This window comes from Bacillus sp. OV166 (assembly GCF_900177675.1).
Taxonomy (GTDB): domain Bacteria; phylum Bacillota; class Bacilli; order Bacillales; family Cytobacillaceae; genus Neobacillus.
This window is the reverse complement of the sequence record NZ_FXWM01000002.1, coordinates 132,837-159,362: the sequence shown is the minus strand read 5'-3', so window position 1 is coordinate 159,362 and position 26,526 is coordinate 132,837. Positions and strand designations below refer to the sequence as shown.

17 protein-coding genes and 2 pseudogenes are annotated in these 26,526 nt (G+C 35.8%); 7 read left to right on the top strand and 12 right to left on the bottom strand.

Annotation, left to right across the window (positions count from 1 at the left end):
* Positions 1-631: 631 nt before the first annotated feature.
* A complete protein-coding gene (locus CCK98_RS32445) occupies positions 632-1,906 on the bottom strand; it encodes an RNA-guided endonuclease TnpB family protein (protein ID WP_088090741.1) in 1,275 nt (424 codons plus the stop codon).
* A gap of 667 nt (positions 1,907-2,573) precedes the next feature.
* Positions 2,574-2,999: a Fur family transcriptional regulator gene (locus CCK98_RS32440; protein ID WP_088090740.1), complete on the bottom strand. Its 426-nt coding sequence runs from the start codon at positions 2,997-2,999 to the stop codon at positions 2,574-2,576.
* A gap of 760 nt (positions 3,000-3,759) precedes the next feature.
* Here CCK98_RS32440 and katG point away from each other — a divergent pair.
* Both katG and CCK98_RS32430 read left to right on the top strand, forming a co-directional pair.
* Positions 3,760-5,976 (top strand): catalase/peroxidase HPI, encoded by a 2,217-nt coding sequence (katG, locus tag CCK98_RS32435; RefSeq protein WP_088091078.1) that lies wholly within the window; start codon positions 3,760-3,762, stop codon positions 5,974-5,976.
* Positions 5,977-6,019: 43 nt separating this feature from the next.
* A pseudogene (locus CCK98_RS32430) lies at positions 6,020-6,566 on the top strand (catalase); the annotation flags it as partial.
* Positions 6,567-7,024: 458 nt separating this feature from the next.
* On the opposite strand, the pseudogene CCK98_RS32425 reads toward CCK98_RS32430, so the two are convergent.
* The 7 genes and pseudogenes from CCK98_RS32425 to CCK98_RS32395 form a co-directional block, all read right to left on the bottom strand.
* A pseudogene (locus CCK98_RS32425) lies at positions 7,025-7,928 on the bottom strand (IS3 family transposase).
* Positions 7,929-10,297: 2,369 nt separating this feature from the next.
* Positions 10,298-10,495: a hypothetical protein gene (locus CCK98_RS32420; RefSeq protein WP_088090739.1), complete on the bottom strand. Its 198-nt coding sequence runs from the start codon at positions 10,493-10,495 to the stop codon at positions 10,298-10,300.
* Positions 10,496-11,176: 681 nt separating this feature from the next.
* A complete protein-coding gene (locus tag CCK98_RS32415; protein WP_088090738.1) occupies positions 11,177-11,989 on the bottom strand; it encodes a VOC family protein in 813 nt (270 codons plus the stop codon).
* 279 nt (positions 11,990-12,268) lie between these two features.
* Positions 12,269-12,466 carry a hypothetical protein gene (locus CCK98_RS32410; protein WP_088090737.1) on the bottom strand — a complete coding sequence of 66 codons (198 nt, stop codon included), beginning with the start codon at positions 12,464-12,466 and terminating at the stop codon, positions 12,269-12,271.
* Positions 12,467-12,658: 192 nt separating this feature from the next.
* Positions 12,659-14,080 (bottom strand): PepSY domain-containing protein, encoded by a 1,422-nt coding sequence (locus tag CCK98_RS32405; protein WP_088090736.1) that lies wholly within the window; start codon positions 14,078-14,080, stop codon positions 12,659-12,661.
* A 53-nt stretch (positions 14,081-14,133) separates the two neighbouring features.
* Complete coding sequence (locus CCK98_RS32400) at positions 14,134-14,340, bottom strand: hypothetical protein (protein ID WP_088090735.1); 207 nt, start codon at positions 14,338-14,340, stop codon at positions 14,134-14,136.
* Between the two features lie 413 nt (positions 14,341-14,753).
* The gene (locus CCK98_RS32395) at positions 14,754-15,119 is read right to left on the bottom strand and encodes a helix-turn-helix domain-containing protein (protein WP_088090734.1); all 366 of its coding nucleotides are present in this window, start codon (positions 15,117-15,119) and stop codon (positions 14,754-14,756) included.
* Between the two features lie 1,767 nt (positions 15,120-16,886).
* Between CCK98_RS32395 and CCK98_RS32390 the strand changes: the two genes are divergently transcribed.
* The 4 genes from CCK98_RS32390 to CCK98_RS32370 all read left to right on the top strand — a co-directional run bounded on the left by CCK98_RS32390 (position 16,887) and on the right by CCK98_RS32370 (position 20,735).
* Positions 16,887-17,189, top strand: a complete 303-nt coding sequence (locus CCK98_RS32390; RefSeq protein ID WP_373408552.1) for a helix-turn-helix domain-containing protein — start codon at positions 16,887-16,889, stop codon at positions 17,187-17,189.
* Positions 17,132-18,055: an IS3 family transposase gene (locus CCK98_RS32385; protein WP_142292249.1), complete on the top strand. Its 924-nt coding sequence runs from the start codon at positions 17,132-17,134 to the stop codon at positions 18,053-18,055. Before CCK98_RS32390 ends, CCK98_RS32385 begins: the two co-directional genes overlap by 58 nt.
* Before the next feature lie 766 nt (positions 18,056-18,821).
* Entirely contained in the window at positions 18,822-20,081 is a 1,260-nt protein-coding gene (locus CCK98_RS32375; protein WP_088090731.1) for a helix-turn-helix domain-containing protein, read from the top strand.
* A gap of 255 nt (positions 20,082-20,336) precedes the next feature.
* Positions 20,337-20,735: a FixH family protein gene (locus tag CCK98_RS32370; protein WP_179196058.1), complete on the top strand. Its 399-nt coding sequence runs from the start codon at positions 20,337-20,339 to the stop codon at positions 20,733-20,735.
* Positions 20,736-21,292: 557 nt separating this feature from the next.
* Here CCK98_RS32370 and CCK98_RS32365 read toward each other — a convergent pair.
* On the bottom strand, positions 21,293-23,572 hold the full coding sequence (locus CCK98_RS32365) for an ATP-binding cassette domain-containing protein (RefSeq protein WP_088090729.1): 2,280 nt from the start codon (positions 23,570-23,572) through the stop codon (positions 21,293-21,295).
* A gap of 398 nt (positions 23,573-23,970) precedes the next feature.
* Between CCK98_RS32365 and CCK98_RS32360 the strand changes: the two genes are divergently transcribed.
* Complete coding sequence (locus tag CCK98_RS32360) at positions 23,971-24,462, top strand: site-specific integrase (RefSeq protein ID WP_256942608.1); 492 nt, start codon at positions 23,971-23,973, stop codon at positions 24,460-24,462.
* Between the two features lie 459 nt (positions 24,463-24,921).
* On the opposite strand, the gene CCK98_RS32355 is transcribed toward CCK98_RS32360, so the two are convergent.
* Positions 24,922-25,227, bottom strand: a complete 306-nt coding sequence (locus CCK98_RS32355) for a hypothetical protein (RefSeq protein WP_088090728.1) — start codon at positions 25,225-25,227, stop codon at positions 24,922-24,924.
* A complete protein-coding gene (locus tag CCK98_RS32350; RefSeq protein WP_088090727.1) occupies positions 25,228-26,295 on the bottom strand; it encodes a DMT family transporter in 1,068 nt (355 codons plus the stop codon).
* Positions 26,296-26,526: the final 231 nt, after the last annotated feature.

Sequence of the window (26,526 nt, the reverse complement as noted above, 5' to 3'; positions counted from 1 at the left end):
TTAATCGTTCGAAATCTTTTACTATCTCATCACAATTAACCAGCAATACCATTGGAATACAACTGTTTCTCCATATAGATTAACTGGGAGCCGCATTGGCCCAACTAAATAAATTGCAGCATTTGTTGTTTTAATTAGCTGAATTTTTTTTTCTAAAATAGGATGAACTTTCAAATCAAATTTAATCTCTGCTATATAATTCGCCCTTTTGCTTTAGTTTCAAATTGGTGGTATTTTATTAAAATTGGATATACTAATTAATTATTAAACCAAATTCATAAGTTTAATTTATTACCATTGGAGCCCCTGTTTTGGTCTTCACTCCCAATGGCAATAAGAGCGGAACAAAGTGTTCAGATCTTGGTATGGCTAAAAGGAGCCACAAGCAATATTTAAAAATGGTATAAAAGTGTTGTAATTATGCAATATGAAATAGATTTAAAATTATCATTATATAAAAGAAGAAACTAGATACAGTTTTAAGTTGACTTCTCCCCATGGATAAATCCAGGGGATTCTTTTTTAAACCTTCATCAAAGCCGCCTTTCGGCCGGGGCTTCCAGGTCTTACTACTTCTCCAGTTCATTACGACATGTAGTAAAAACCACATACCGCAGCCCAATCATAGGCACTACGCCACTGCCCTTTTAGCCTCATTGTGCGAGACAATGGGAGCTAAAAGGACTCGGCGATACTTTGTATCTTCTATTTTAGGTAATTCCCGATTTTTCGTTAGCTGTTTATTGACAGACTTGTCCAAAATATTAATGGCGCCTACTACATCCCGATGTCCTTCCGCGCCACAATGACAGTCGAAGTTTCGATTCCTTTGTTTGCGGAATTCTCCACATGACGGGCACGTTCCGGAAGTATAGGACTCTTCCACAAGTTGGACTTTGACTCCTCGAAGTTTTAGTTTGTATTTTATTTTTCCGATTAATTGCCCAAAACTCCAATTGGACAATTGTTGACGGATTTCTTTACGGGTTTTCCTTTCCTTTTTCGTATTCTTTTGAACGCCATCCGGTGTTCCTATATAGAGTGTTTTAATTTGGCTTTCCACACACCAATCAGTGACCATTTTCGAAATAGAATGCAATAGATACTCCATTCTCCGTTCCAGTTTTTCTAAAAAACGGCGTTTACGCAAAATGAGTTTATGCCTTTTATTCGAACCTGGCTTCTTCTGACTAATCAGCTTCTGAAACTCTTTCAACCTTTTGTTTCTGTAGCGCTGTAACGAGCGAAGTTCTCTTCCTGTTACAATGAGGTGAATTTTTCCGTTACTTAAAACGGCCGCATGGATGAGCCCTAAATCGCAGCCGGCTTCCTTTTTACCTTGAACCTGCTTTTGTTTTGGTACTTCCACTGCTATATGCATCCAGTATTGATTTTTGTGCCAAACGATTTCGGCACTTTTTATCGTATGGAAATCAATGTGCTTCGGTTGAGGGATCACTAAGGGGGATTGTTGTTTTCCATTGCTAAACCTGAGCTTTTTACCAGTTAATTTAATCGCTGCTTTTTTATATTTGACGGAAAAGAACTTTTTGTATTTCCAAGGATAACGCCACTGTTTCTCACCTTTTGACCGTAACTCCCTTGTTCTTTTGCATGTTTCTTCATGTAACTCGATGATCGATTGAATCGTTTGCGAGTGTAATTTATGGGTGGTGGCATTGTACCATTGCTTTTTTTCAGACGCACTTGTCCAAACCTTATAAGCATCATATAGCCACCAATGGAGATCTAAGCAGTCATTCCACAGATTCGCTGCTTCCATACGTAGAGTATCGACTAATCTTCTCTCCTCCCCGGTTAAACGGAGTGGAAATTTCTGAATGACAATATCTCCTTTCGATTCTTTTTTCTTCTGTTCTTTCATGTTCTTTTTATGGGGCTCCATTTCTTATTTCACCTCCTCACAGAACATTTGTTCTATATATTTATTATACTACTATGGAATAGTAATTGAAAGTAAAAAGAAAAAAATATGGCTTATATCCCCATTTCTGAAGAAAGGGGTTTTACGCCACTATTTGATAATTCAAATACTATACAATATGGTTTTAGCTTGATACCCAATTTTTGAAATCGAAACATTTATAATGTAATCAAACGGAGAATATATGGGGAAAAACGGAAAACATTATTTTTTGGGTTCAGCATGATTAAAAGTCGCATCTTGCCACGGGGTTTGGCAACTAAGAACGATTGTAAAATAAAATTTATCAGGACAGTTGAATCAGTATACTAGTCCTCATTGTCATAAAGAAGTCAGACTCGTCATGTAAAGAAGAGGTGCCTTTTATTTCAATTTTCTAGTCGATTTGTTAGGGCTAGTGTCTTGAAAATTACAAATTTAGAAGTCAAGAATGAATGTCTACCTTTGGATATGAAAAAATGACAGCAGCTCCACTAGATAATTTACCTGTATAGAGTAAATCCTGTATGCTTAACATATAATCTTATAGTTTTAGACAAAGTATTAAAAGAATTGATAAGAATAAAAAGCAGTTCAGACGAACAATCGAACAGCCGTACACCAAACTATCAAGTTGGAATACCTTTTATCATTGGCATTTGGGGCAAATTCCCTTTACTTCAAAAAAGTGATGAGATACATTAAATCCTGTTCTAATGTTAGCGAATTCTTCTACTTCCATTAATTTTGGATAATAAAAGTCAACAATTTTTCCGCAAAATTCACATCTAATATGGTAATGAAAGGAAGTTGTCCATTCAAAGCGACTACAAACTTCCCCAAAGGACAATTCATTAATAAGATTATATTTCTTAAAGCATTTTAAGTTACTATAAATCGTGGCAGTCGTTAAGCTAGGCAAAACCCCCTGTAAATCCTTATAGATTTCACCTACTGTTGGATGAGATTCAGCAGTGGCCATATACTCCAATATTGCCAATCTCTGAGGAGTGATCCTTATCCCACTTTTTTTTAATACCTCAAATCCTTTCTGTAAACGATGATGATTAGCCACGTAACTTCTCCTTTGTATTATATTCGTTCAACATAGAAGTAATAATAGTGAATATGATAAATTTAATCAGAATGAACTGATAATCGATGTATAACACAAGTTCTGTTTCAATCACTTTCCGTAAACAAGTCAGTATCCAATCGGTTTTTAGGTAATACACAATTACTGAGCATTATAACTTATAGGAAGTAATGACCCGAGGGTGGAACTTTTGTAAATTGCCATTGTGATATAACCGCCCGTTTAATGGTATGAAGGAGTTCAAATAGGCTTTCTCCAGCTGCTTGAAAAAAGCATCTTTAAATCTTTTATTGCACGAAGGCCTTTAATAAAAAACAGGCGTTCCAATTTCAATCACATCAAGCATACTCCCCTATTTCCCTCACAAGCTTTTTTGCTTTTGGAATGTTTACGAGCTCTAATGCTAATTGAAATTCCCTATTTTGACTCCTTTTAGATATTATTCGCTATAATACCATTATAAGTTTAAATTTTCAGAAAAAAAGTAGGCACTTTTTTTTCAAATAGTGTTAAAGAATATACTAACTAAGTAAAGGATTGATTAATTTTCTAGAAATAAGGGAGTTTTTAATATTATTAAGCGTTTTATATCTAAAAAATAATAAATTAAAATATAGTATACAATTAGATACTATATGATAAAAAAGTGCATACTTTTTTATCTGAAAATTTAAATTATAATTAATATTATATTAAATTGTTTAAAGAGGTGCAAAAAATGACTAATGGGGAAACAAATATGGACACTAAAGAAATTTCAAACGTTGGAAAATGCCCGTTTAACCACGGCGCCGCTACTAATCTAAAATCTAGTGGTGTGCCAAATCGAGACTGGTGGCCAAACCAGTTGAACTTAAATATTCTTCATCAGCATGACAGAAAATCCAATCCTATGGGAGAAGATTTTGATTACGCAGAAGAATTTAAAAAGCTAGACTACCATGCTCTTAAACAGGATCTCCACAATTTAATGACAAACAGTCAAGAGTGGTGGCCTGCTGACTATGGACATTATGGTCCATTCTTTATCCGTATGGCATGGCACGCTGCAGGTACTTATCGTACAGGTGATGGTCGTGGTGGTGCTGGAACTGGCAATCAGCGTTTTGCTCCACTAAACAGCTGGGCTGACAACGGTAACCTTGATAAAGCCCGTCGACTGCTATGGCCGATTAAGCAGAAGTATGGCAACAAGATCTCTTGGGCCGATTTAATGATTCTAACTGGTAATGTTGCGATTGAATCAATGGGTGGCAAGACATTTGGTTTTGGAGGCGGACGCGCAGACATTTGGCATCCAGAAGAAGACATCTATTGGGGTTCTGAAACTGAAATGCTAGGTGATAACCGTTACACAGGCGATCGTGAGCTTGAGAACCCACTTGCTGCCGTTCAGATGGGTCTAATTTATGTTAACCCTGAAGGTCCAAACGGTAAACCAGATCCGCTTGCAAGTGCTCGTGACATACGCGAGACCTTTGCACGTATGGCAATGAACGATGAAGAAACAGTAGCACTAGTTGCTGGCGGCCATACTTTTGGTAAGGCACACGGCGCAGGAGATGCAGCTCATGTTGGTCCAGAACCAGAAGCTTCTCCTATTGAAGCACAAGGCTTAGGTTGGCTAAGCTCACACGGCACCGGCAAAGGTCGTGACACCATCACCAGCGGTATTGAAGGTGCTTGGACTGCTAATCCGACACAGTGGGATAATGGTTTCTTTGATCTATTGTTTGGATATGAATGGTGGCTTACAAAGAGTCCTGCAGGTGCATATCAGTGGCATGCTGTAAATCCTGATGAGAAGGATCTTGCACCGGATGCAGAGGATTCATCAAAACGTGTTCCGACGATGATGACCACTGCAGACATGGCATTGCGTTTTGATCCAGTATACGAAAAGATTTCTCGTCGTTTCCATGAGAATCCAGAAGAGTTTGCAGATGCTTTTGCTCGTGCATGGTTCAAACTAACACACCGTGACATGGGTCCTCTTTCAAGATATCTAGGCCCAGAAGTTCCAGAAGAAGAGCTTATCTGGCAAGATCCTGTAACAACTGTTGATTATGAATTAACATATGATGAAGTAGAAAAAATTAAAACTATGATCCTAGACTCAAGCCTTACAATTAGCGAGTTAGTCACAACGGCTTGGGCTTCAGCAAATACCTTCCGTGGCTCAGATAATCGTGGTGGCGCAAATGGTTCTCGCGTCCGTCTTGCTCCACAAAAGGATTGGGAAGTAAATCAACCGGAACAACTTACAAAAGTGCTTACTGTTCTAGAAGACATTCAAAGTCATCTAGATAAGAAAGTCAGCCTTTCCGACTTGATTGTACTAGGCGGTAGTGCCGCAGTAGAAAAAGCTACACAAGATGCAGGCTTTGACGTAACGGTTCCTTTTGCTTCTGGACGAGGCGATGCAACACAAGAGCAAACTGATGTAGAAAGCTTTGAAGTACTAGAGCCTATCGCTGATGGTTTCCGCAACTATCAGAAGAAGCAGTATAGTGTAAGTGCAGAAGAGCTTCTAGTAGACAAGGCTCAACTGCTAAACCTTACTGCACCAGAAATGACTGCACTTGTTGGTGGCATGCGTGTTCTAGGTACAAACTACGGTGGGACACAACACGGTGTATTCACTGATCGTGTAGGTACACTTACTAACGACTTCTTTGTTAACCTGCTTGACATGGGAGTTGAGTGGAAGCCTGTAGACGGTGGCGTATATGAAGGACGTGATCGCAAGACAGGTGAAGTAGTGCGTACAGCAACTAGAGTTGACTTAGTGTTCAGTTCAAACTCAGTTCTACGTGCGATTGCAGAAGTTTATGCTCAAGACGATAACAAAGAAAAGTTTGTGCGTGACTTTATCGCTGCTTGGGTCAAGGTAATGAATGCAGATCGTTTCGACCTTAAATTACAGCAACAAAGCCCTATAGAGGTTGCTAAGTAAGATCCCCTTTATCACTAAGAAGACCGACTATTTTTAGTCGGTCTATTTCGCTGAAGTTGACCAAGCAAACATTCATTCCTAGCACAATGGTACCAGTTGTCGAGGCTTTTCCAGATAAAATGCTTCAAGGCCGTATCTTTGCTTATTCAGATGTCCATCGTTATTGTATTGGTGCCAACCCATGCTGCACTGCCAATCAACCGTCCAAAAGGAGAAGTAAATGATTATCAACGTGACAATCAAATGTGTTTTGATCAAAATGGGGTAGGTTTTGTTTATTATGAACTAAACAGCTTTAGCGGACCAAAGGAGTCACCTGAAAATAAACAAACACCATTCCAAGTTACAGGTGTAGCAGAACAGGTTGCTTATGATCATAACGATTACTACACACAAGCTGGTGATTTGTATTGTTTGATGGATGAAGGAGAAAAGGCTCGTACAGTTGAGAATATCGTGAATGCGATGAAGCCTGTCGAAAGAGAAGATATTAACTGCGTGCAACTCTAAATTTCTATAAAGCTGATGCTGAATTTGGTGAAAGAATTGCTAGAGGATTAAATCTATCAGTGACACAAGAAATAAAATAATAGAATTCTTTTGAATAAAGAAAAGTAGGGTAATCTTTGTCAAGGCATCCCCCTTTCGTGCCATAATTTAAAGACTGATTTTTAGATTCCAAGTATATCTTTTGAATATAAAAAAAAAACTTATAAAAGTCCGGTTGCCTAACACTTCCTTCATCAGCTTATTTATTAAACAGTTAATCTATAAACTGATGGAAGGATCTCCCCTTAGAATATACAGATCAAACTAGCTAACTTTTGACTATAAGTTATACAGATAGCTTAGAAAAAAATGAAGGATAGGGTTAATCAAAATATGCATCGATTATTCAGTGCTTATTTCTATTATTAAATTGGTACGTATTGAAAAAGTTATTAAATAACTGAAATGATTTGACTCCACTACTACTCTTCCTGTTCTATTTCACTTTTATAACTGTCCCATAGTCACTTTTTCTTAAATTTGGTATGTCAACACTAAACTAAACAACTTTTTTAAGGTGTTCCCTTTTATATTCAATAGGGCTTAAATAGCCTAGTGTTCTATGTATTCTTATATGATTAAACCAATGGACATAATCATCTAATTCCAACCTCAACTGTTCTAAACTTTCAAAATATTCACCTTTTATAAACTCCGTCTTGATAATTTTAAATGTGGCCTCGGCAACTGCATTATCATATGGGCATCCTTTCATGCTCAATGAGCGTTTAATATCGAATGAAACATATGTAATGCCATCGACTTTCGACTCTTACGTATGTTAAATCACTTACTACAACTGTTAATTCCTTTTGTTGATCAAATTTCCTATTTAGTTCATTTTCAACTTTTGATTCATTACATTTATCAACATGAGGCTTAAACTGAGTGACTGTATATTTAGATACTAATCCATTCTCTTCCATGATTCTGCCAATTCGTCGTCTGTATGCGACTATACCAAGCTCTTTTAACTCATGTTTAATTTTAGGTGTACCATAGTTCAGGCGGCTTTTATGAAATATATCAATGACGGTAGCCGTTAGTTCATCCTCTGATTTTGATTGCTCTTTTGTTTCATAATAATAGGTTTCTCGAAAGTTGTAGGACGTCGCACATTGCTGATATCGAGTATTTGTGTCGATTATTTTTGATCACATTTACTTTCGTCCTATTATCAGCGCAGCTTGCTTTAAAATATCATTCTCCATCAATAAACGTTGATTTTCTTAACGAAGTTTGATCAACTCTGTTTCTTCTGGTGTTCTATTATCCTTCTCTTTAAACGAACCAGATGTTTGACTTTGTTTTACCCAGTTGTTCCATGCCGAAGGCGTTAAATCATATTCACTAATAATATCTATTCTAGGCTTTCCACTTTCATTTATTCTGGTTTTTGTCATCTTAAAATCTCTCCTTAACTGAATAAGATGTAATAGACTATCAGAATAGTGGGTTACTGCCGAAACTTGACATGGAGCCTCTGCGGGCACGCTTTCCCGCCCAGGAAGCCAGCTGATCAATACACCTTGCTCGCCAGCAAGGCTAGCATACCCGCCACTCCACGTTGTACAGATCACTTATGTTTACTATGCAATATATCCAGATTTGGTGGTTAGTCTACTTGACCTTAATTTTATTGTCCAGTTAAGTGTAACCGATTCAATTAATCTAGAAATAGTTGAAAGGAGCAAGCGACACGAACCTTTACTCTGCTCATTAATTTATGTTTCTTTCCGATTATATTTTCTGACCTGAAAATCCAAAGGTTAAATATATATATAATAATATATATTATAAATTTATTAACACATTATCCTCATCATTATAAATGTTGTAAACATTAACATATATTATGTTGTTTTTATTAATGATTAATAATTTTTTTCTTAATACTCAAGAAAATTCTTGAGTTTCTCTTCCCCTTGTCCGTTAAACATTTATGATGGTAAAGAGTATAAATACTAATCTAGAAGGCAGTACATTGGTTATTGAATGTACCCCTTTTGTAAGCATGGACATACATAGTTTAAGATGGAGACTATATTTAAAAGGTAATTACCCGTGACAAAATCAGTTACATTAACTTATAGACTGGATAGTTAATTCTTCACGAAAGATACACTATTTGCGTCATTTCTTCTCTCCCTTTCGAAGCTCCCCTAGGGATAAGAACGTTTCCTTCTTAAAGATAGCTAATTGATAATCTGTTTAATGATAAGAAATGAATGCAATGAGTTTAGTTTTTTCTAATGGTCCAATACTTCCCTTAATTAAGGTATGTATTTCTTAGATAGTTACTATATCTAGACTTCTTTTACTTGACTCCCCATCTACGGGAAGTTGATTAGAAAGCTCATGATTGATAACTACTCTAAAAGGAAGTTCGTATTTCTAAGACCCAGGTTCGCCGATGCTTCCCTCTAATTCAATGTCATTATAGATACCCTTGTGTTAAATTAACTGTTATAATTCCTTGAAATTTCTGGTCTTACAGACTTTAGATGGTATCCATGCTGGGCACCAAAAAAAGAACATTGTCGAAACAACGCTCTTTAAAAAATTATTTTTACACGTGTAAGTTTAATAAAACCGTACAATATTATTTTTTTCAATGACACCGTACTCTTCTAACAAACTTCTTATTGCCTTATTTATTAGTTTCGATTTATCTCCTTTCTCACCTCTGGAAGAAATTTTGTCTACTTCACCAGCTAAGTCTGGATCCATATAAAACGAAGTAAATACCTTCTTGTTTTTCTTTTTTAAAGGTCTTTTCCCCGTTGGTAGTTCTCGAAGATAATCATCTTCTTCATCTTTATTAATAACAACGTTGTTATTATTGTTATCATCAATAACATATTTACAGATAAATGATAATAATATTCACTTTTAATAATTAAAGGTTAGTTGGTCTTATTTAAATTGAGTCATTCTGTAAATATTAATTCGAACACTTGTTACACATCCTTTTGAAAATAGCAAATAAAAGGGAGACGGAGGTAAATAAAATGGCAGGAATAGTACTTGGAGTTTATTATGGATTTGTTTTAGGTTATTTTACAAGATCATATGTCTATAAAAGAAGATTGAAAAAGAAAAAATTAAAGCGTGTGAAATAGTAAATGTTACGAGGCGTTGCAAACGGGTGTAGCGGTTAAAATGCCAGCTCAGAACTTTGTTCCTCAACCACAGGCGGGATATATCCAGCTTATCTAGCTACAAGGTTTTGCTCCACAGCTAATAAATTTTGGTCAGCAGTTTAATCAAGTTCCTCAAGGTCAGCCTGCAGTAATGGATTATTCCGGGTACCAAGCTTGATGTCTCAGAATAATCTAAATCAAGGAACGCCAGCCGACACGTGGGGAATCCCCCGCTTCAGGAAGATTACCAGGAAGATTACCACCCAGTGTGATACTTCATATGAGAGGGAAACATTGTTTCTCTCCTTTTTTATCGTTTAAAAAAATACGGACTAGTAAAGGGAGAGGGAGGACCTCTCCTTCATTAATCAAATAGCAGGAGGTCACCTTTATATGAGAGCCTTAGCGAAACGTTATACCCTTTTCTAGCAAACTAGAGCAAGAACACAACAGTTGTGCTTAACCATTGACGGTATGGATGTCGTTATTGTTTTTGGGAACCATACACTAAACCTAAGAAACAAAGAACATGCACCTGTTCTACAATCACTTCAAACATAAAGAGGAATCTCAGAACTAACGGCAGTTACGTTGGTAGCTAAAATAGGAGAATCTCAAGATTTCAAGTCCTAGACAATTAATGTCCCATGCTGGTCTTGTTCCGAGGAATATTCAAGTGGGTCTAGCCAATGGCAGGGGTCATTAACCAAGATTGGGAATGCACAAATCCGTCGTTGTTCTTTGTGAATCCGCTTGAGCATATCGTCGTTCTCCTTCTCTAAAAGGAGAGTTATTAAAACGACAAGAGGGACAATTCCTGAAGTCAAAAGACTCTCCTGGAAAGCACAAGACCGTCTTCACAAGAAATTTTACCGGATCACTCCGTGGGAAAAGTGGGAAACATACAGCAGTAGCCGTAGCTAGGAACTTATTGGCTTTATCTGGGCGATTGGTTGTTTCATTGAAAATCAGAAATCAGGTGTAAACAAATGTTGCTAAATTCTATTAAAAGCAAAAATATATCTATTCTTTAACTCATTGTTTTTTGGGTATTGAAGTTTTGGCTCGGCGGCAAAATAGGTATATTTATAACTGAACGTTAGCGTTTAGTTAGAAGCAGCTCCGTGACAGACAGGATTGAAATGCGGTAACCAACCCGGAATATCATACTGTAAACCGCCATCAGCGTTATTTGCCTTCTTGCCAAGAGTTTAATCTGTTTTCCAGCTGAATAATTATACCTTATTCTTGTTTTCGTTCGTCAAGGGAAAATCACCCTTAACAAAGAAACCAAGAAAAAGATCGATCGTCTGTAAGTTGAATAAAGCCCATTCTATCCATATTTGTAAAGAAGGATCCTGATTTAATAAAGTTTAACAGTGGGCTTACTTTTTTCGTTCATATCAGTTTATTAATAAAAACCTCCATTACTTGACGAGCCCCCTTATATAGGCTATCAAGCAATAAAGGCTTTTTTTCAAGTGGTATAAACACATTTAAAACAATGATTATTGAAATATCCAGCATCCATTCAGCATTTTAAAAAAGCGGTTTTGATTCGTTGCGTTTAGGTTAACTAAAAATGGTGTTTCCCCTCTTTCTTTTAAAACTTGATCAACTGGACCATCACCTAGTGGTGTGCAAAACAGCAGCTTTGCACCCTGCAAGTCTAATGTGCTACATCGTGCATTTATTGTGAGATTAATAAATTCAACACTTAAATGACGATTCAATATTTTCTCCCAAGTTGATACGGTATGGTCTAAATTGTATACAGCAATACCAACACTATCAAATCCCGGATGACCTAAGGTGTGTTTTCCTAATACTCCTTGTTCCTCTAATTCTTTAAATCTCTCGTCATCCGATTTTTCCCATTGGATAAAAAAAGGAAGAGAATGATGATTGGAGGCGATTTCTGTGAATAGAAGCGACCAACGGATTACCTGACCATCCGTACGGACTCTTTCTCCCGGAATCGGGCCATAAACAGTAAACCCTTCCTCTTTTAGCTTTACTGCCAGTTTTTCAATATCATCGGTACGTATTGCTATTCTGGCTGGGCCTTCTCCATTTTCTTTTGGCAACTGTTTAACGATATGAGTTATTAATCGGTTTTCTTTATGTTTTTCAGCTATTAATAAGTTTTCAATGCCTAAAAACTCGATATAACTTAAACCAAAATATGTTAAAGTGTTATACGTTCCCCACGTTTTATGCCTACCTCCATTGACCGTATGAATTCCAATATTTTCAAGGGGAGCCAGGGCTTCCTCTGGCTTCCTTAAGAACCAAACAAGATGGTCAAAAGAAAATTGCATAAATAAACACCTCTTTTTGACAAATAGTCACGATATTTAACACAAATTAACATAAAGCATTTTCATATTTGTTGTATGGAATTATCATTGTTCTCCACAATAATAATTAATGTCTGTTTGTTCGAATACTATCCAAGTTTCTTATCATGTTTGTCATTAGTAAAGGGTGAAAATCTAACATGTATATTTAACTAAATCAGAGATTTTTTTGGCTTTTAATTTGATTTTATTTTTAGTGTTTAAACCTATTTTATATGTTCCGAGTTCAAAATAATACCTCTATCTTAGACTAAGGGCTCTGTTTTGAGGTGCTTGGACATTAAAAACTAGGTAGTCATCAACGACAGGTATTACCTCTTCTGTAACCTCTGTTTCGAATGATGTTACCCATTCACCCCAAAGCAAATGCTCCCCAACTAATATAATCTTACCTTCTACGTGCTTAAACTGTAATCTCTTTCCATTTAACTGTTTCATATTATCATCCTCCTAGTGTGCTTGTGTATGAGCATCTCGCAGAATTTCTAACTTTTTAAATAGGAATTTCATAATCACATAGCCATCTGGCACACTTCTGTATTAGATTTATGAGGTTGTTTATCTTTCACTAAAAAAAGAATGCCAAACCAGCTTAAAAATTAATGCCATTTTGTTGGTTTTTAACAATTTCTATCCAACTAAATGTTTTACCTTCGGAATTCTTTTAATAACTAACCAATCGAAAGCCCAAACTACTAAAAGTGAGAGACCAACCAAAGGGAAGAAAAGGGCAAGAACAAGAACAATTACAGATACTCCTTTTAGCATCTTAAAGTTTTCCGGTAACGAAGGCGCACCCAATTTTCCATTTGGTCTTCGTTTCCACCACATCACCAAGCCACTATAGGCAATCAATACGATACCAACCATTAAAGCAAGCATAAAAAGTTGGCTTATTAGGCCAAATTCTCCTTGATGGAAAGCGATACCGAGGGTAACGAGTTTCCCCAGTAATCCGTAATCTTTCCAACCAAAATTGGCTAAAACTTTACCGTTATATTGGTCAATGTGCAAAGTTTGTTGAGTCCAAGGCATTGGGGTATTTGGATACACATCAGCTGGGTCTAGATAAACTGTGTAGACTCCTGTTTTACCTTCAGGAAAGCCGATATTATAGCCAGCATGAACATTATTGTTCTTTACAATTTGTATGACATTCTCAATCGTTATCGGAGCTAAACCGCTATGACCAGACTTAGATAATGGCATATTTTCTGCAGCCCACGGAACATCTGCAACCTCTTTTGTCGGAATTGTTGATTTAGGAAATGCAAACTTTTCCCAAGGTTGGTCGCCAACTGGACTACCCATATTTGTTGCTTCAACGGCACGGTGTGCCATGCCTCCAAAAATTTCAGACCACATGAGTCCAGAAAACGATTGGATGATAATGAACAAGGAAAGCCAAAAAGCTGTTACGGCATGTATATCACGCCAAAACATTCGTTTTCCCATAAACAACCTTATACGTGGAATCAATGTCCCAAAAAGAGATTTCCTATTTCGAGGCCACCATAAGTAAGAGCCGGTTATTATTAAGATAATCGCCCAGCAACCTGCAAGTTCCACAAATCGGTTTCCAATGGCCCCCCATACTTCACCGTTATGTAGTTCTTTGACCGTTGCCATGAATCTATTACTGTCATTTATACTTCCTAAAATGTCACCATTGTATGGATTGACATACACGGTTACACTTTCTCCGTTGTCCAATAGACCAACCTCAGATGACCTTTTCGCCTCAAAAGAAGGTTTGAAACTTGTTATTTTTGTATTGGGATAATGTTTTTTTACCTCATCGATTTGTTCAGTTGTAGGAATTACTTGTTGTCCTTGCTGTACAAAATATAGATCATGGTACATATAAGATTCAATTTGCGGTTTAAACAGGTAGATTCCTCCGGTAATTGCCAAAAAAATGATCAAGGGTGCGAAAAAAATTCCCGCATAAAAATGCCATCTCCAGACTGTTTGATATAGAGATGATTTATTACTATTTTCAATTGATTTTGTTTTAGGTTGTTTCACTTCTTCTAGTTTTACAGCTTCCAATTCTTATCCCGCCTTTTATTTGTATTACAATTCTTTTTTTATTCCTCTTTAGCTTACATATCCATTGAGGCGGGCATTCCGAAATGAATAAATTCAATTACTTTTTCCGTCCTGTTCACATTTACATTAAGAACTTTTGCAATTTCCTCGACAGGTGCAAACTCTAGGCCTCGTATCTGGAAGGTGTCAGCATACCGATGAAAGAGAAAAGGATAATAGAAACCTAGATTTAACGGCGCTAATAATTCCCTTAAAATCATAGATGTCACCCCCAAATCCCAATTGAAATTTCTCGGCTTGTTCCTTTGACCAGAAAGCAATGATTTGTGGATTGCAAAAATGCATATTAATATCTTTATTTAAAATATAGTTTTAGCAACCAATTGTGAAATCTATTAAATAATCTTGGCAAATAATTTGAGAGAAACTTTTTCATTAGAAGTTTAGTAACATGTGATATTTGTTACTGAATGGTAGCAGCATTCCCTGTATATTAAAAGTATGGTACCACGAAAGGAGATGTAATTATGGCTAATCATAATAAATAGGATATTTTTAGATTATTGTTCATCCTAAAAAAATAGGTATCTTTTAAGTGTTGTTACGATTTCAACTGATTGTAGAATGGAAAATTATATATAAATCAATTTGAAAACCCTTACATTTTATTCACTTATAAAGATTTAACTTTTTTATAAGGCTTTTCTGATAAATTTGTTTTTAAGTAATTTATCCCCCATTCATGCATAGAATCGAGAATAGGCATAAGGCTTCTTCCCCTTTCGGTCAATGAGTATTCCACCTTAGGAGGAACCACGGGATAAACCTCTCGCGAAACTATTAGGTCTTCCTCGAGCTCCCTTAATTGACTAACAAGCATTCGATGGGTAATTCCAGGAATCATAGATCTTAATTGACCAAACCTCTTGGTCCCCTCTTTCCCTAGGTGCCACATAATTAGTATTTTCCATTTTCCGCTAATGATTGACAATGTTAATTCCTTCTCACAGTTAAAAACTTTCTCACCTAAATGTCCCATTTTGTCTCCTCCTAATAATAACTGAAATTTTTTTATCTATTAAAATATAAATAGATTTTTAATTCTACCCTTTGTTGTATTGATACAATCGGTGGATAATCTTTTTAGGTATTACCAGTTTCAATTCCACATCTTTTGAAACAAATTGTCGATATACTCTAATTATTGAAAAAATTTAGAATTAAATCAATCATTACCGCCTGAATTCATGGAGGGTTATTTTTATGCATATTTTCAGGTGTTTCTGCGTTATTAATATATATTCGACAAAATTCTTCGATATTTTTCAATAAAAATCACCCGACTTTTTAGTAAATTAAGTACTAAGGAATTTAAATAACACCTATTTATCTCGAAATAGAATTAGGAGGTAGCATTCTCCCTAACTCTTGTAAACTTAAACTTCTCATAATATAGCCAAATAATTATCGTCCTCGTCATTTTGTCTGGGGAATCTAGTAAGTATTTTTGTTACAGTGAATTATCCACCATCTAAGAGTGAAAGTTTATCACTCTCATCACTAAGGAGATATTAATTACTAGATAGTTTTAAAAATAATTCTAAATCTATGGATCCCATTGATTGTTAATTTTTTTCTTAAGAGTCTGTGCTGTTGGATAGGCCTTTTTATTCATAAACTTCACTTCTAAGACTCTTCATTTTATTTAATTAGCATTTTGAAAAAAAGTAAGTCCGTTTTTTGGTGTTAATATTATTGGAGGGGTGGAATTTTTGTTTGCTTCACCAATGTTATTACACCAAGTAAATTCACCATATAACAGCAATGAATATATAACTTATATTGAAACTGGACGGGATACGTTTTACTATTACGAGGTTTGATGGAAACCTAGAATTGAAAAAATGCATTAGAACTTTACATTCCAAAGATAGAATAAAAAGACCAAATTCCACTGCAGCATTTTTTAATTTCTATTAAAACAGGATTGATGAAGGATGAAAGCAAAGATGATACAAAAAAGATATCGATAAAAAAACATAAATGAAGAAATTATCAATGATGATAATAACAATGACATTGCAAATAAAATATATGTCAACATTAATAATATTGTTAATGTTGAGGATTTTAATGTTTATGATGAGGATGATTCTCTCCGAAATCTTTCTTCTGGAAAAAGACCTCAAAGAAAATTGTGAAGAAGGTTTTTAACTTTTTCTAAAAGGATCCAGACATTGCTGCTGAAGTAAATAAAATTGCAGCACGTGGGGAAAAGTGGGATAAATCCAACTGATCAACAAGGAAATCATAAAATTATTAGAAGACTATGTCGTTACAGAAAGAAAATAATTATCTCTTTAAGATTATGGAATTCTATAGATCTCACTTTAAATAAAAAAGCGTTGGGATAACAATGATTTTTTATTTTATGAAAAATTCGAACAATAACACACAATAAAGTAAAATCCGTTAAATAATGCATGTAGCAAAAAAAGGGCCATTTAAATAAGACATGACCTTATATGATCTAAAGGGTATGTAAAAAAGATAAATTGTTCATGGGTAAGTTCATGCTTTCAATTTTGGGCACCCAAGGTACTCCAGATTCTCCTGGTTTAAGTTCAAAGACATCTAACCTATTTTCATAGTATTGAGCTCTGCTTTGATGTTGGAAACCTTCGAAGACTCAATTAAACGTCAGTAGGAAATTAAACCTACTGCAATTGGATTGCGCCCATTAGAGTAGACACGAATAATTCGGGGAATCTATGACCATACTGGTCATAAATAAGGAGTGATTTCGTTGTCTACTATTAGAAAAAGTAAATCTTATTCATTTGAACTTAAACTAAATGCTGTTAATAGAGTTCAAGCTGGTGAAAGTGTGAAAATTGTTGCGAAGCAGCTTGAGATTGTTGATCCAGACTATATTTATGTATGGATTAAGAAGTATGAAACTTATGGTGAAGTAGGATTAAAGCGTAAAAAAAGAAACAGTTTAATTGACGATAAGGCTAAAATCAAAGAATTAGAAATGGAGAATGAAATATTAAAAAAGTACCTTCAAATTCTAAAAAGGGAGGAAAAAAAGCTAAGTTCCAAGTAATAGATGAGCTTAAATCAAAATATCCTATCTCAAAAATTTGTAAAAAACTTTTAGTTTCCCGGGCTGGATATTACAAATATATAAAAAACAAAGGTAAAAAGAAAAAGGAAACAAATAGAGATAAAGAGTTAAAAGAATATATTACGATAATTTACCATCAACACCACAAGAACTATGGTTATCGCAAAATAAATGCCGAATTAAGAGATAAGTATAACCTTCCGGTTAGTGAGAAAATAATGCGGAGATTAATGAGTGAGTTGGGGTTAAAAAGTCAAGCGCGTAGAGATAAAAGAAAATCTATCAATGGACAAAGTCATAAAGTATCTTCGGCTGGCCATATCTATGAAAACCTATTAAAAAGGGATTTCTCCACTTCTGAAATTAGTGAAAAATGGGTTACCGACGTATCAGAAATTCCGATAGGAAATACAAAACTTTATCTCTCTGCCCTAATGGATTTACATGATAATTATATTTTAGGATATCAATTATCTGAATCCCATGATGTCAATCTAGTAGAAGATACGCTTGTCTCTGCATTAGAAACTAGAAATAAAAAGAAGGGGATGATTATTCATTCTGACCAAGGAATGCCCTACCGGTCAAATAGATGGAAAGAGTTAATGGGGGAAGGGGAAAATAAAATCACTCCAAGTATGTCTAGAAAAGCAAATGCCCTCGATAATGCATGTATAGAAAGCTTTTTCTCCTTTCTAAAAGCAGAACGCAAAGAACTAAAAACAGTTAAGGTAATAGACGAAGCTAAACAGATTATTCATGAGTATATAAACTATTATAACCATCACCGAATTCAAGGGGTCTTAGATTACAAAACACCTAAACAATATGCAGCAGCCAGTTAAGAGACAGACCACAGGGCTAGTCTTTCTCCTTCGCATCTTACAGACCAATTCTCAGAATTCTGGGAGTCTGTCAAGTGCTTTCCTTGACAGGCTACCAGGGTTCTGAGACCATGCGAAAAGATGAGAAGAAGAAAGGAACCAGAGCGATTATTACTGATTCCTTTCTCTAAATCCGAATTTATATTGTCTACTTCTGGGATCGCAACGCAAATGCATGCAGCTACGTAGGAGTAGAATGACATCTCGACTCCATTACTCTTCATCTATAACACGATAAACTCCACTGTCTCGATCAACAAGCAATGCTTTGTATTTAATTGTAAAAATCAATGGAATGACCAAATTAATGGTGAAATATAGGAATATTTTGGACAGAGAATAGTTTAATATAAAATGATATAATTATTATTAAAACAAGGTTTATGATGTCAAATAAGTCATGATTAATCTGTAAACGTTTACAATCTTCAGAACTATTTACCAAAACAAAAATAGGAATAGCTTTATTACATAATTCATTACTTTTTTTAATAAAAGAATAAAAAAAGTGTTAATTGATTCAGTGTTCCCAATAAAATAATACAAACAAAGAAATAACTATAAAATATATGAAAATATTTCTTTTAGAAAGGACATTCTTTTGATCTGAAAATGTGTGTTTCAACATCGGAATAAGCTACTTCTAAAGTAGTTACATTTTTATCTAGTAACTAATACCGTATTCTAATAGTTTATTACTTAGGGGTTTTAAGAGGAGAGAGTTTCAATGCTAGTAGGAGAAATCATAAAATTTTATCGTACTAAAGCTGGACTTACACAAGGAGAATTAGGAACGGGCATCTGCTCATCTAAGCATGTAAGCAAAATCGAGCGTGGGGATACAAGTTATTCTTCGGAAATTCTCGCATTATTAACAGAACGCTTGCAAATAGATATAAAAAAAGAGATCAGTCGTCTTGAGAACATGGAGAATCAACTTCATCGCTGGCATAAGGAGATCACTATGCAAAGGATGAAGGAGGTAGAAGAGACCCGTAAAGAATTAGAAAAAATCCCTTTCATAAGCACTTCCAAACATACTGCCATGTACCAATTACTGCTGGCAAGATATTATATCCTGAATAATAATTTCAAAAACACTTATGACATTTTGAAGCATGTTCAAAGAGAATATCCAGATCTTCCACCATATGAAAAGAACCTACTGCGGCACGTATGGGGTATATATTACATATACAATTCCAACACCTCAGGCACCGAAAATCATCGAAAGGCTATACAAGTTTTGGTCGAAATTGATAAGGATACATATGGTAATTACGAATACTATTATAACTTGGCGATGGCCTATCACTGGATCGACTCCAAAGTAAGGACCTATGTATATGCAGAAAAAGCCCTGCGGTACTTCAAGGAAACGAATAACTTCATAAGAGCGATTGACGCTGAAACCTTGATACTTTGGCTGGACGGGAACGACATCTATATTGATTTTCAAAAAATAATAGTATCTTATCATAACCTGATTCAAGTGTGTGAAATACTGAATGCACCTGATAGAAAAGGGACGCTTCTAAACAACTTAGGCCATATATACTCCAAAAGAAAGGATTATGTCAACGCACAGAAGTTTTTTAAAGAGGCGCTTGATATGATGGATAATTTTTCCATTCTACATCTTAAGTATCTGTACGATTATTTAAAAAGTTGCTTGGAAGGAAAGCTGCTACAGAATACAATGATGCTGAAAAAGGCTCATGAAGGGTTATCCTTAGCAAAAAAGTTAGACAACAGTTTATTCAAAATATTATTCAAGCTTCTCATCTATCGTATAGAAAATAAACTGGATCAGTATTACAGTTTTATAGAGGAAAATGCTCTACCCTATTTTCAGTCCAACAAACATTTGATTATGAAAAACAGCTATGCCAAGGAATTATATAATCACTATATGAAGATAGAGCAGTATGAGAAAGTGGCACGAATTTCAAAAATTTTAATAGATACTGACAACGATATATCATAATAATTTGAAAATTCAACTATTTACTATAAACTCTAGTTTCATTTGCAGCAGAAAATCAACGTACATGATGTAGATCAGAAAAGATAATGTGAAATAGTATCTTTTTCATACTATTCTTTTAAATCATCCAAAAGCACCTTACCTCATAATGATTCGTAGTAAGGAAGATGACTTCGGCATATGTTTGGCTAATGGAGAATAAGTTTTTTGCAAGATTACGAGAGATGAAGAATAACAAAAAATGAAAGGTGTATAGTGAGCGTTATCTTTATAAGAAATTTAATATTTTCAGTATTACTAATCATAATTTTAGCAGGTTGTGGAAAATCACAAGAAACAGAAGTTTCAAATGAATTTTTAAATAATATTTTAGTTACACTTTCAGATCAACCCACAACTAAAAATTCTGAACATAGTTATGAAGTTTTTTTATCAAATAAGAAAAATGAACCAGTTAATGTAGATTCCGTGGAAATGATTTTAGAAATGGAAGGCATGGGTCATAAAGTAGATGGCAAAATGGAAAAAATCTCAAAAGGGGTTTATAAAGCTAAATTGGAATTACCGATGGATGGTTCTTGGGATAAAATCGTAGTATTAAAACAAGGAAAATACACTCGTAATGTCAGTAAGATATCTATTAAAGCTAAATAGTTTTTCTCGTGGAAGGTATTATTTTCTATTGAAAAACTTTATATTATTGCCGAAAAGCGTAGATATGAAAAGGGCTTGTTATTTAACCATAGTAGAAACAAAGCACGAAAAATCAACGTTCTGATAGTACTACGTGTAACATCTTTAACCTGAATTTAATGCGATTTATAATATTTCGTTAGCAAAATGTTAGCATGCTGTTATCAGACAATGATATGTAATTGACTTGATGACTCTTATAACAAGAGCGATGCAAATTCTATATACATCGCTTTTTAACAATGGTTCCACAATCCTCATGTCCAGAGTGTATGTGGCAACACATGAGGTGCTGGTATGTATTTAGAATTCTTCATTAAATATTGATTTTGATAAATTATGGATAATATCTCCACGGCTTATAATCCCTACACCCTAGCCTGCTTCATTCACGACAGGAATCTTTTTGAAAATGATGCTTAGATATTAAACGAATGGAACTTTCAAAGTCATCATCGTGCTAATATCTTAATATTCTTCTTTAATACTTTTACAAAGAGGTTCAATAAATCCACATTTTAAATGAAATGCTTTCTAACTCCATCCTTTAACCATTTCGCTGTCAATGTCTCTACATTTAACATTTCTTCTGGTGTACCTTCGAATATAATTTGTCCACCTTGTTTTCCTCCTCCTACACCCAATTCTATTACCCAGTCGCTCGCCGCTATAAAGTTTAGATTGTGTTCGATTATTATGACAGAATTACCTCTGTTTACGAGATTTTGAAATACGTCTAAGAGTTTTTCATTATCTTCTGTATGTAGTCCTAAGGATGGCTCGTCTAATAGGTAGATTTGTCCTTCTTTTTGTAAGTGGCTTGCGAGTTTTAGACGTTGGATTTCTCCTCCGCTTAGAGAACTTGTTGTCTGTCCTAAGGTCAGATACCCTAATCCTACGTCTTTTAGCGTATGCACTCTTTTTATGATCTTTGATATTTTAAAATATTTAATAGCCTCGTCTATTGTTAAATCTAAAATCTCTACTATATTTTTATCTTGATATCGATATGACAGTGCTTCATCTGAATATCTAGTACCGCCACATGCTTCACAAGGGATTGTCACCGGATCTGCAAATGCTACGTCTGGCGTTAGGGCTCCTTTTCCTTTGCAGATAGGGCATGCTCCCAAGGAGTTAAAGCTGAACAAACCTGCTGGTTGTCCTGTTTCTTTTGAAAATGTTGCGCGAATATCGTCCATTATTCCCATATATGTAGCTAGTGTCGAACGGTTGGAGATTCCTATGCCGCCTTGTCCTACCATTATGGTTTTTGGATATCTTTCCGTGAACGCTTCCAACGTTAAGGAGCTTTTACCTGAACCTGATACTCCACATATAGAGACTAAGATCTTTTTAGGAATATTTACGCTTATATTTTTTAAGTTATTGTTTCTTGCTCTGTTTATTGTAAAATAACTTTTTATATCCCTTGGATTTTTATTTATTTTTAGTTTGTGATTTAGGGCTTTTGCGGTGGGAGAGTTTTTTAGTCCTTCTAATTTTCCTTGATAGACAACTTCTCCTCCATTTACACCTGCTCCTGGTCCCATCTCTATTATTTCATCGGCTACTTTTATGACAGATAGATCGTGTTCAATTACAATGACGGTATTATGTTGGGCTTTTAGACTTTTCATCATTTGTATTAACATATCCACTTCTTCTGGATGGAGTCCTGCACTTGGTTCGTCGAAAATGTATGTGATATTGTTCAGGCTGCTCCCTAAATGGCGAGCGATTTTTACCCTTTGAGCTTCGCCACCGGACAAGGTACCCATTTTTCTTGATAGACTCAAATATCCTAATCCCATTTCAACTAGTTGTATGATATGTGGGATTGCTTGTTGTGCGATATATTCTCCCATAGTATCTCTTATGTTCGTTAGTTCTTCCAGTAGTTCTGTAAGCTCTAATTGATCGTATTCTGCGATATTTAAACCATTTATTCTACATTCTAATACCTTTGGGTTTAGGCCTGAACCTTGGCAGGTTGGGCATAATGAATGTGTTGATACTGCTAAGACGTCATCTTGGGATACTTCTTTTAGCTTTGAGATATCTCTATTGATATAAAGGCGCGTAAATCTGGGAAATAACCCATCCCACTCATGATCTAGAGGTCCGTGTTTTGTGTGAAACGGCGCATAAACTCTTTCACCTTCTCGGGGACCATATAAAAGCAGATGACGTTTTTCTTTTGAGTAGTCCTTTATCGGTTTATCCGGATCGAATAATCCGCATGTCATCATCCATCTGCCTTGCCAACCTGAAGGCGATAATGGCTTAAATTTCACTGCATAATCTCGAAGTGACTTATTGTCATCGATAATCTTATTTAGGTCTGGCGCAATTACCTCCCCAAATCCACCACACTCTGGACATCTGCCAAAAGAACTTTGGCTAGAAAATTCGTTGGCAGAACCTATTGATGGCTTTCCTATTCTTGAGAACAAAAGTCTAATTAATGGATTTATATCCATATAGGTGCCTACTGTTGAGCGGGAATTGCTCCCTATAGCTCTTTGTTCTACTACAACAACCGGGCTTAAGTTTTGCATAAGATCGGCGTGAGGCCTTTCGTACCTTGGCATTTGATATCTGACATAGTGAGGATAGTTCAAAATCATTTGTCTTCTGCTTTCTGTTGCTAATGTATCAAAAACAACGGAGCTCTTTCCTGAGCCTGAAAGACCAGTAAATGCGATAATTTTTTCTTTTGGTAGGTTTAAATCTATATTTTTTAAATTATGTTCTTTAAGCCCTCTTAAAATGATTTCATCTTTTATTTCTGGCATTTTGTCCTCCTTTCTGATTTTAACTACTATGCTTCTTTCAGTTCGCTACAAGTCTAGCCACCCTTGACAGGGGAATACCAAAAAATGCGATAATTACATCAAATAAAATAATTTTATTGCTTACGAAACTCTTCTTGGTTTCTTCAGCTTATCTAAAATGAGAATTTTTCTACCAATTCATCCATATAGAATCTCCTCGTAGATATAAATATCTTGTTTCGCTATTATCTGTCAACTAGGTATTTATACATTTTGCTAAATCAATCAACTATACCGGCAGAAAATTCAACCTCTTCACTCGATACTAAAAACATTCATTTCTGTTTCCTAAGACTTAAAACACACGAAACTGTCTTGTTTATAATCCGCTGAAAGAGGAACAAGAAATCCCTAAATATATGGAGAAGGAAGAGTTAAAGTTACTGTTGAAAACATCCGCTAATAAAGGATTGGATTTGGATTACTTAATCTTTCTTACTCTTTCCTACACAGGAATGCATGTTGGTGAATTAGTAGCGCTTAAGTGGAAAGACATTGACTTTGATGAACATACCATCAGTATATCGAAAACCTACTATAACCCGAAGAATAACACGCTGGATTATCAATTAGTGCCACCTAAGACTAGAAAATCCAAACGAAACATAGTGGTTGATGAAGCTGTTATTGTCGCTCTTAAGAAGCATATGTTATCACAAAAGAAAGTTAAGGAGCGATTGGGTGAAGCTTATCTTGATGAAGGATTCATTTTCGCCAAGAAAGATAGACAACCAGGTTACCCTATTTTCATTAAGACCGTTGAAAACAGAATGGCTCGATTACTGAAGTTATCCGGTTTAATTCCTGAACTTACTCCCCACTCTTTGCGCCATACGCATACATCATATTAGCAGAAGCAAAAGTAGGCTTAGAAGAAATTATGGATCGGTTAGGTTACTGTGAACATGAGACAACCAAAAATGTTTATCTGCATGTAACCAAAGAAATGAAAAAAGAGGCTTCTCATAAATTGTCAATTAATGAGAAGCCTCTAATCAGGCGATGAATGTTAGCAAAATGTTAGCATTGCACTTTACCTTTATTCCAAACCCTTGTATATCAATATATTGACTGCGTTATTACATCATGCCGCCCATGATTCCCTAAACTCCTCGCGCGCCTGACCTACTGGTCGCTCTCTTCCCTTTGTTTCATAACTACTTATATTTTGGTGACAAAAAGCCTTGCGGTTACAAGACATATAATTGATATTACAGTAATCCCGATTATTGCAACATAGGGAGCAGCGGCAAATCCCCAAAATTCATTCATTTCCAGCATATGATCCACTCCTTTTTTAAAATTTTTCTTTAAATGATTCCTGCATCTCTCATTCTTTCTTCGCCAAAGCTTGTAAGTGAGTATTTAAATAACACTTTCCCTTTACCGAAATGCTCGCCATTGTCCAATTTTTCTTCCTTTGTTTTAATCAGTGCCCCTGAATACAAATCCGTTAGCGCTAGGCGCACGCTGCCCATGGCATAGGCACCGTCCAACTCGTACTCTTTAAGGACCTGTTTGGCTATTTCATAATCCCATATGCCTTTTTCCGATTCCTCCATTGTGTTATCACTTATGATTTGCAATATTAATCCTTTAATATGCATTTTTGGCATTTACATGGCCTCCTCTACATCTTTCCTGTCTGAAGGAACTGCCCGCAGGACTATATCATCACGCCTTTCAGTAAACATGACAAACCCTCCGGCAATAACAACCAATGCGCCTACTACAAAATTCCATTCCGGCATGGTTAGCGTGAAAATACTGATGAAAATAATAGAAAAAACGCCATACAAGTCTCCAATTGCCTGCCCTCTTCCAACCCCGATCAATGGGAAGGATTTGTACCATGACACATAGCAGAAACCAAAAGTGATACCGGCCAGCAGGAGCCAAATTACCGCTGCCCCAGATGTCAGCGTCTTCCCAATGATCGTCAAAATAGGCACATCTCCAAAAAGTACGAAAAGCGGCAAAACAACAGCAACCCACCAGAAAACTTCACCTGTAAACCGGACTGTCAAGCCAACATCCGGATCTGTAGCATCCAATGCGCGTCCAGCAATTGCACCTTCTACTCCCCAGCCAACTGCTGCCATTAAACCGCCTAAATATCCCAGCCAGGAGCCTGAACTGTTTTGTATTTCGTCCAGTATACCCGGAGCAAACACAGCGATTCCCCCGACAATGATAAGACCAATGCCGATTGCAGCTCTCCGTGATATTTTTTCGCCATACCATCGATTTGCTAAAATTGATCCTACAATCGGATACATCAGCCCTGCAACAGCAGCAAAAATACCGCCAACAAAGCCAATAGCCAGGAAACTGCCGAAAATCGCCATCAGTCCTCCAAATAATGCTGCGATAAAATACCATTTTGTCACCTTCCTGAAGTGAACAATGGTCCTTCCGTAATCTTTCCACTTTCCTAAAACGCCTAGCCAAATAAACATAAATAATAAAACGGAGACGGCATTTAAACCGGATATGACGGCTGCGACGGTTAAAAACTCTTCATTTGTTTTCATTGCCATAGAGCTGAATGGCAGTTCATTCCATATTGCAGATCCAGGTACATACCATGCTCCCCAAAGGACGGCTGTCCATAAAGCCCACATAAAACCCCAGCGTACTGTCTTTTTTCCGTGTTTCTTTTTTGCAGCTGCTAATGAATTCATAAACGAATTACCCTCCTAAATGAAATCGTTTAAAATTTTTTCGCAGGACGCAATGCCATTTCACCTGAATTCTCTTCGGGTGTGATTCAAGGATGGAAAAATGAAGACTGACGGTGTCTGCTTGGCACATCCTGCGGTCTTCTCTTTCAGTGATGGCATTTTACTTTATTTCCAGATTTTCTTGCTTAGTTCTTCATTGCCTTAAGACTTTTACACGCCAAAAAATATATA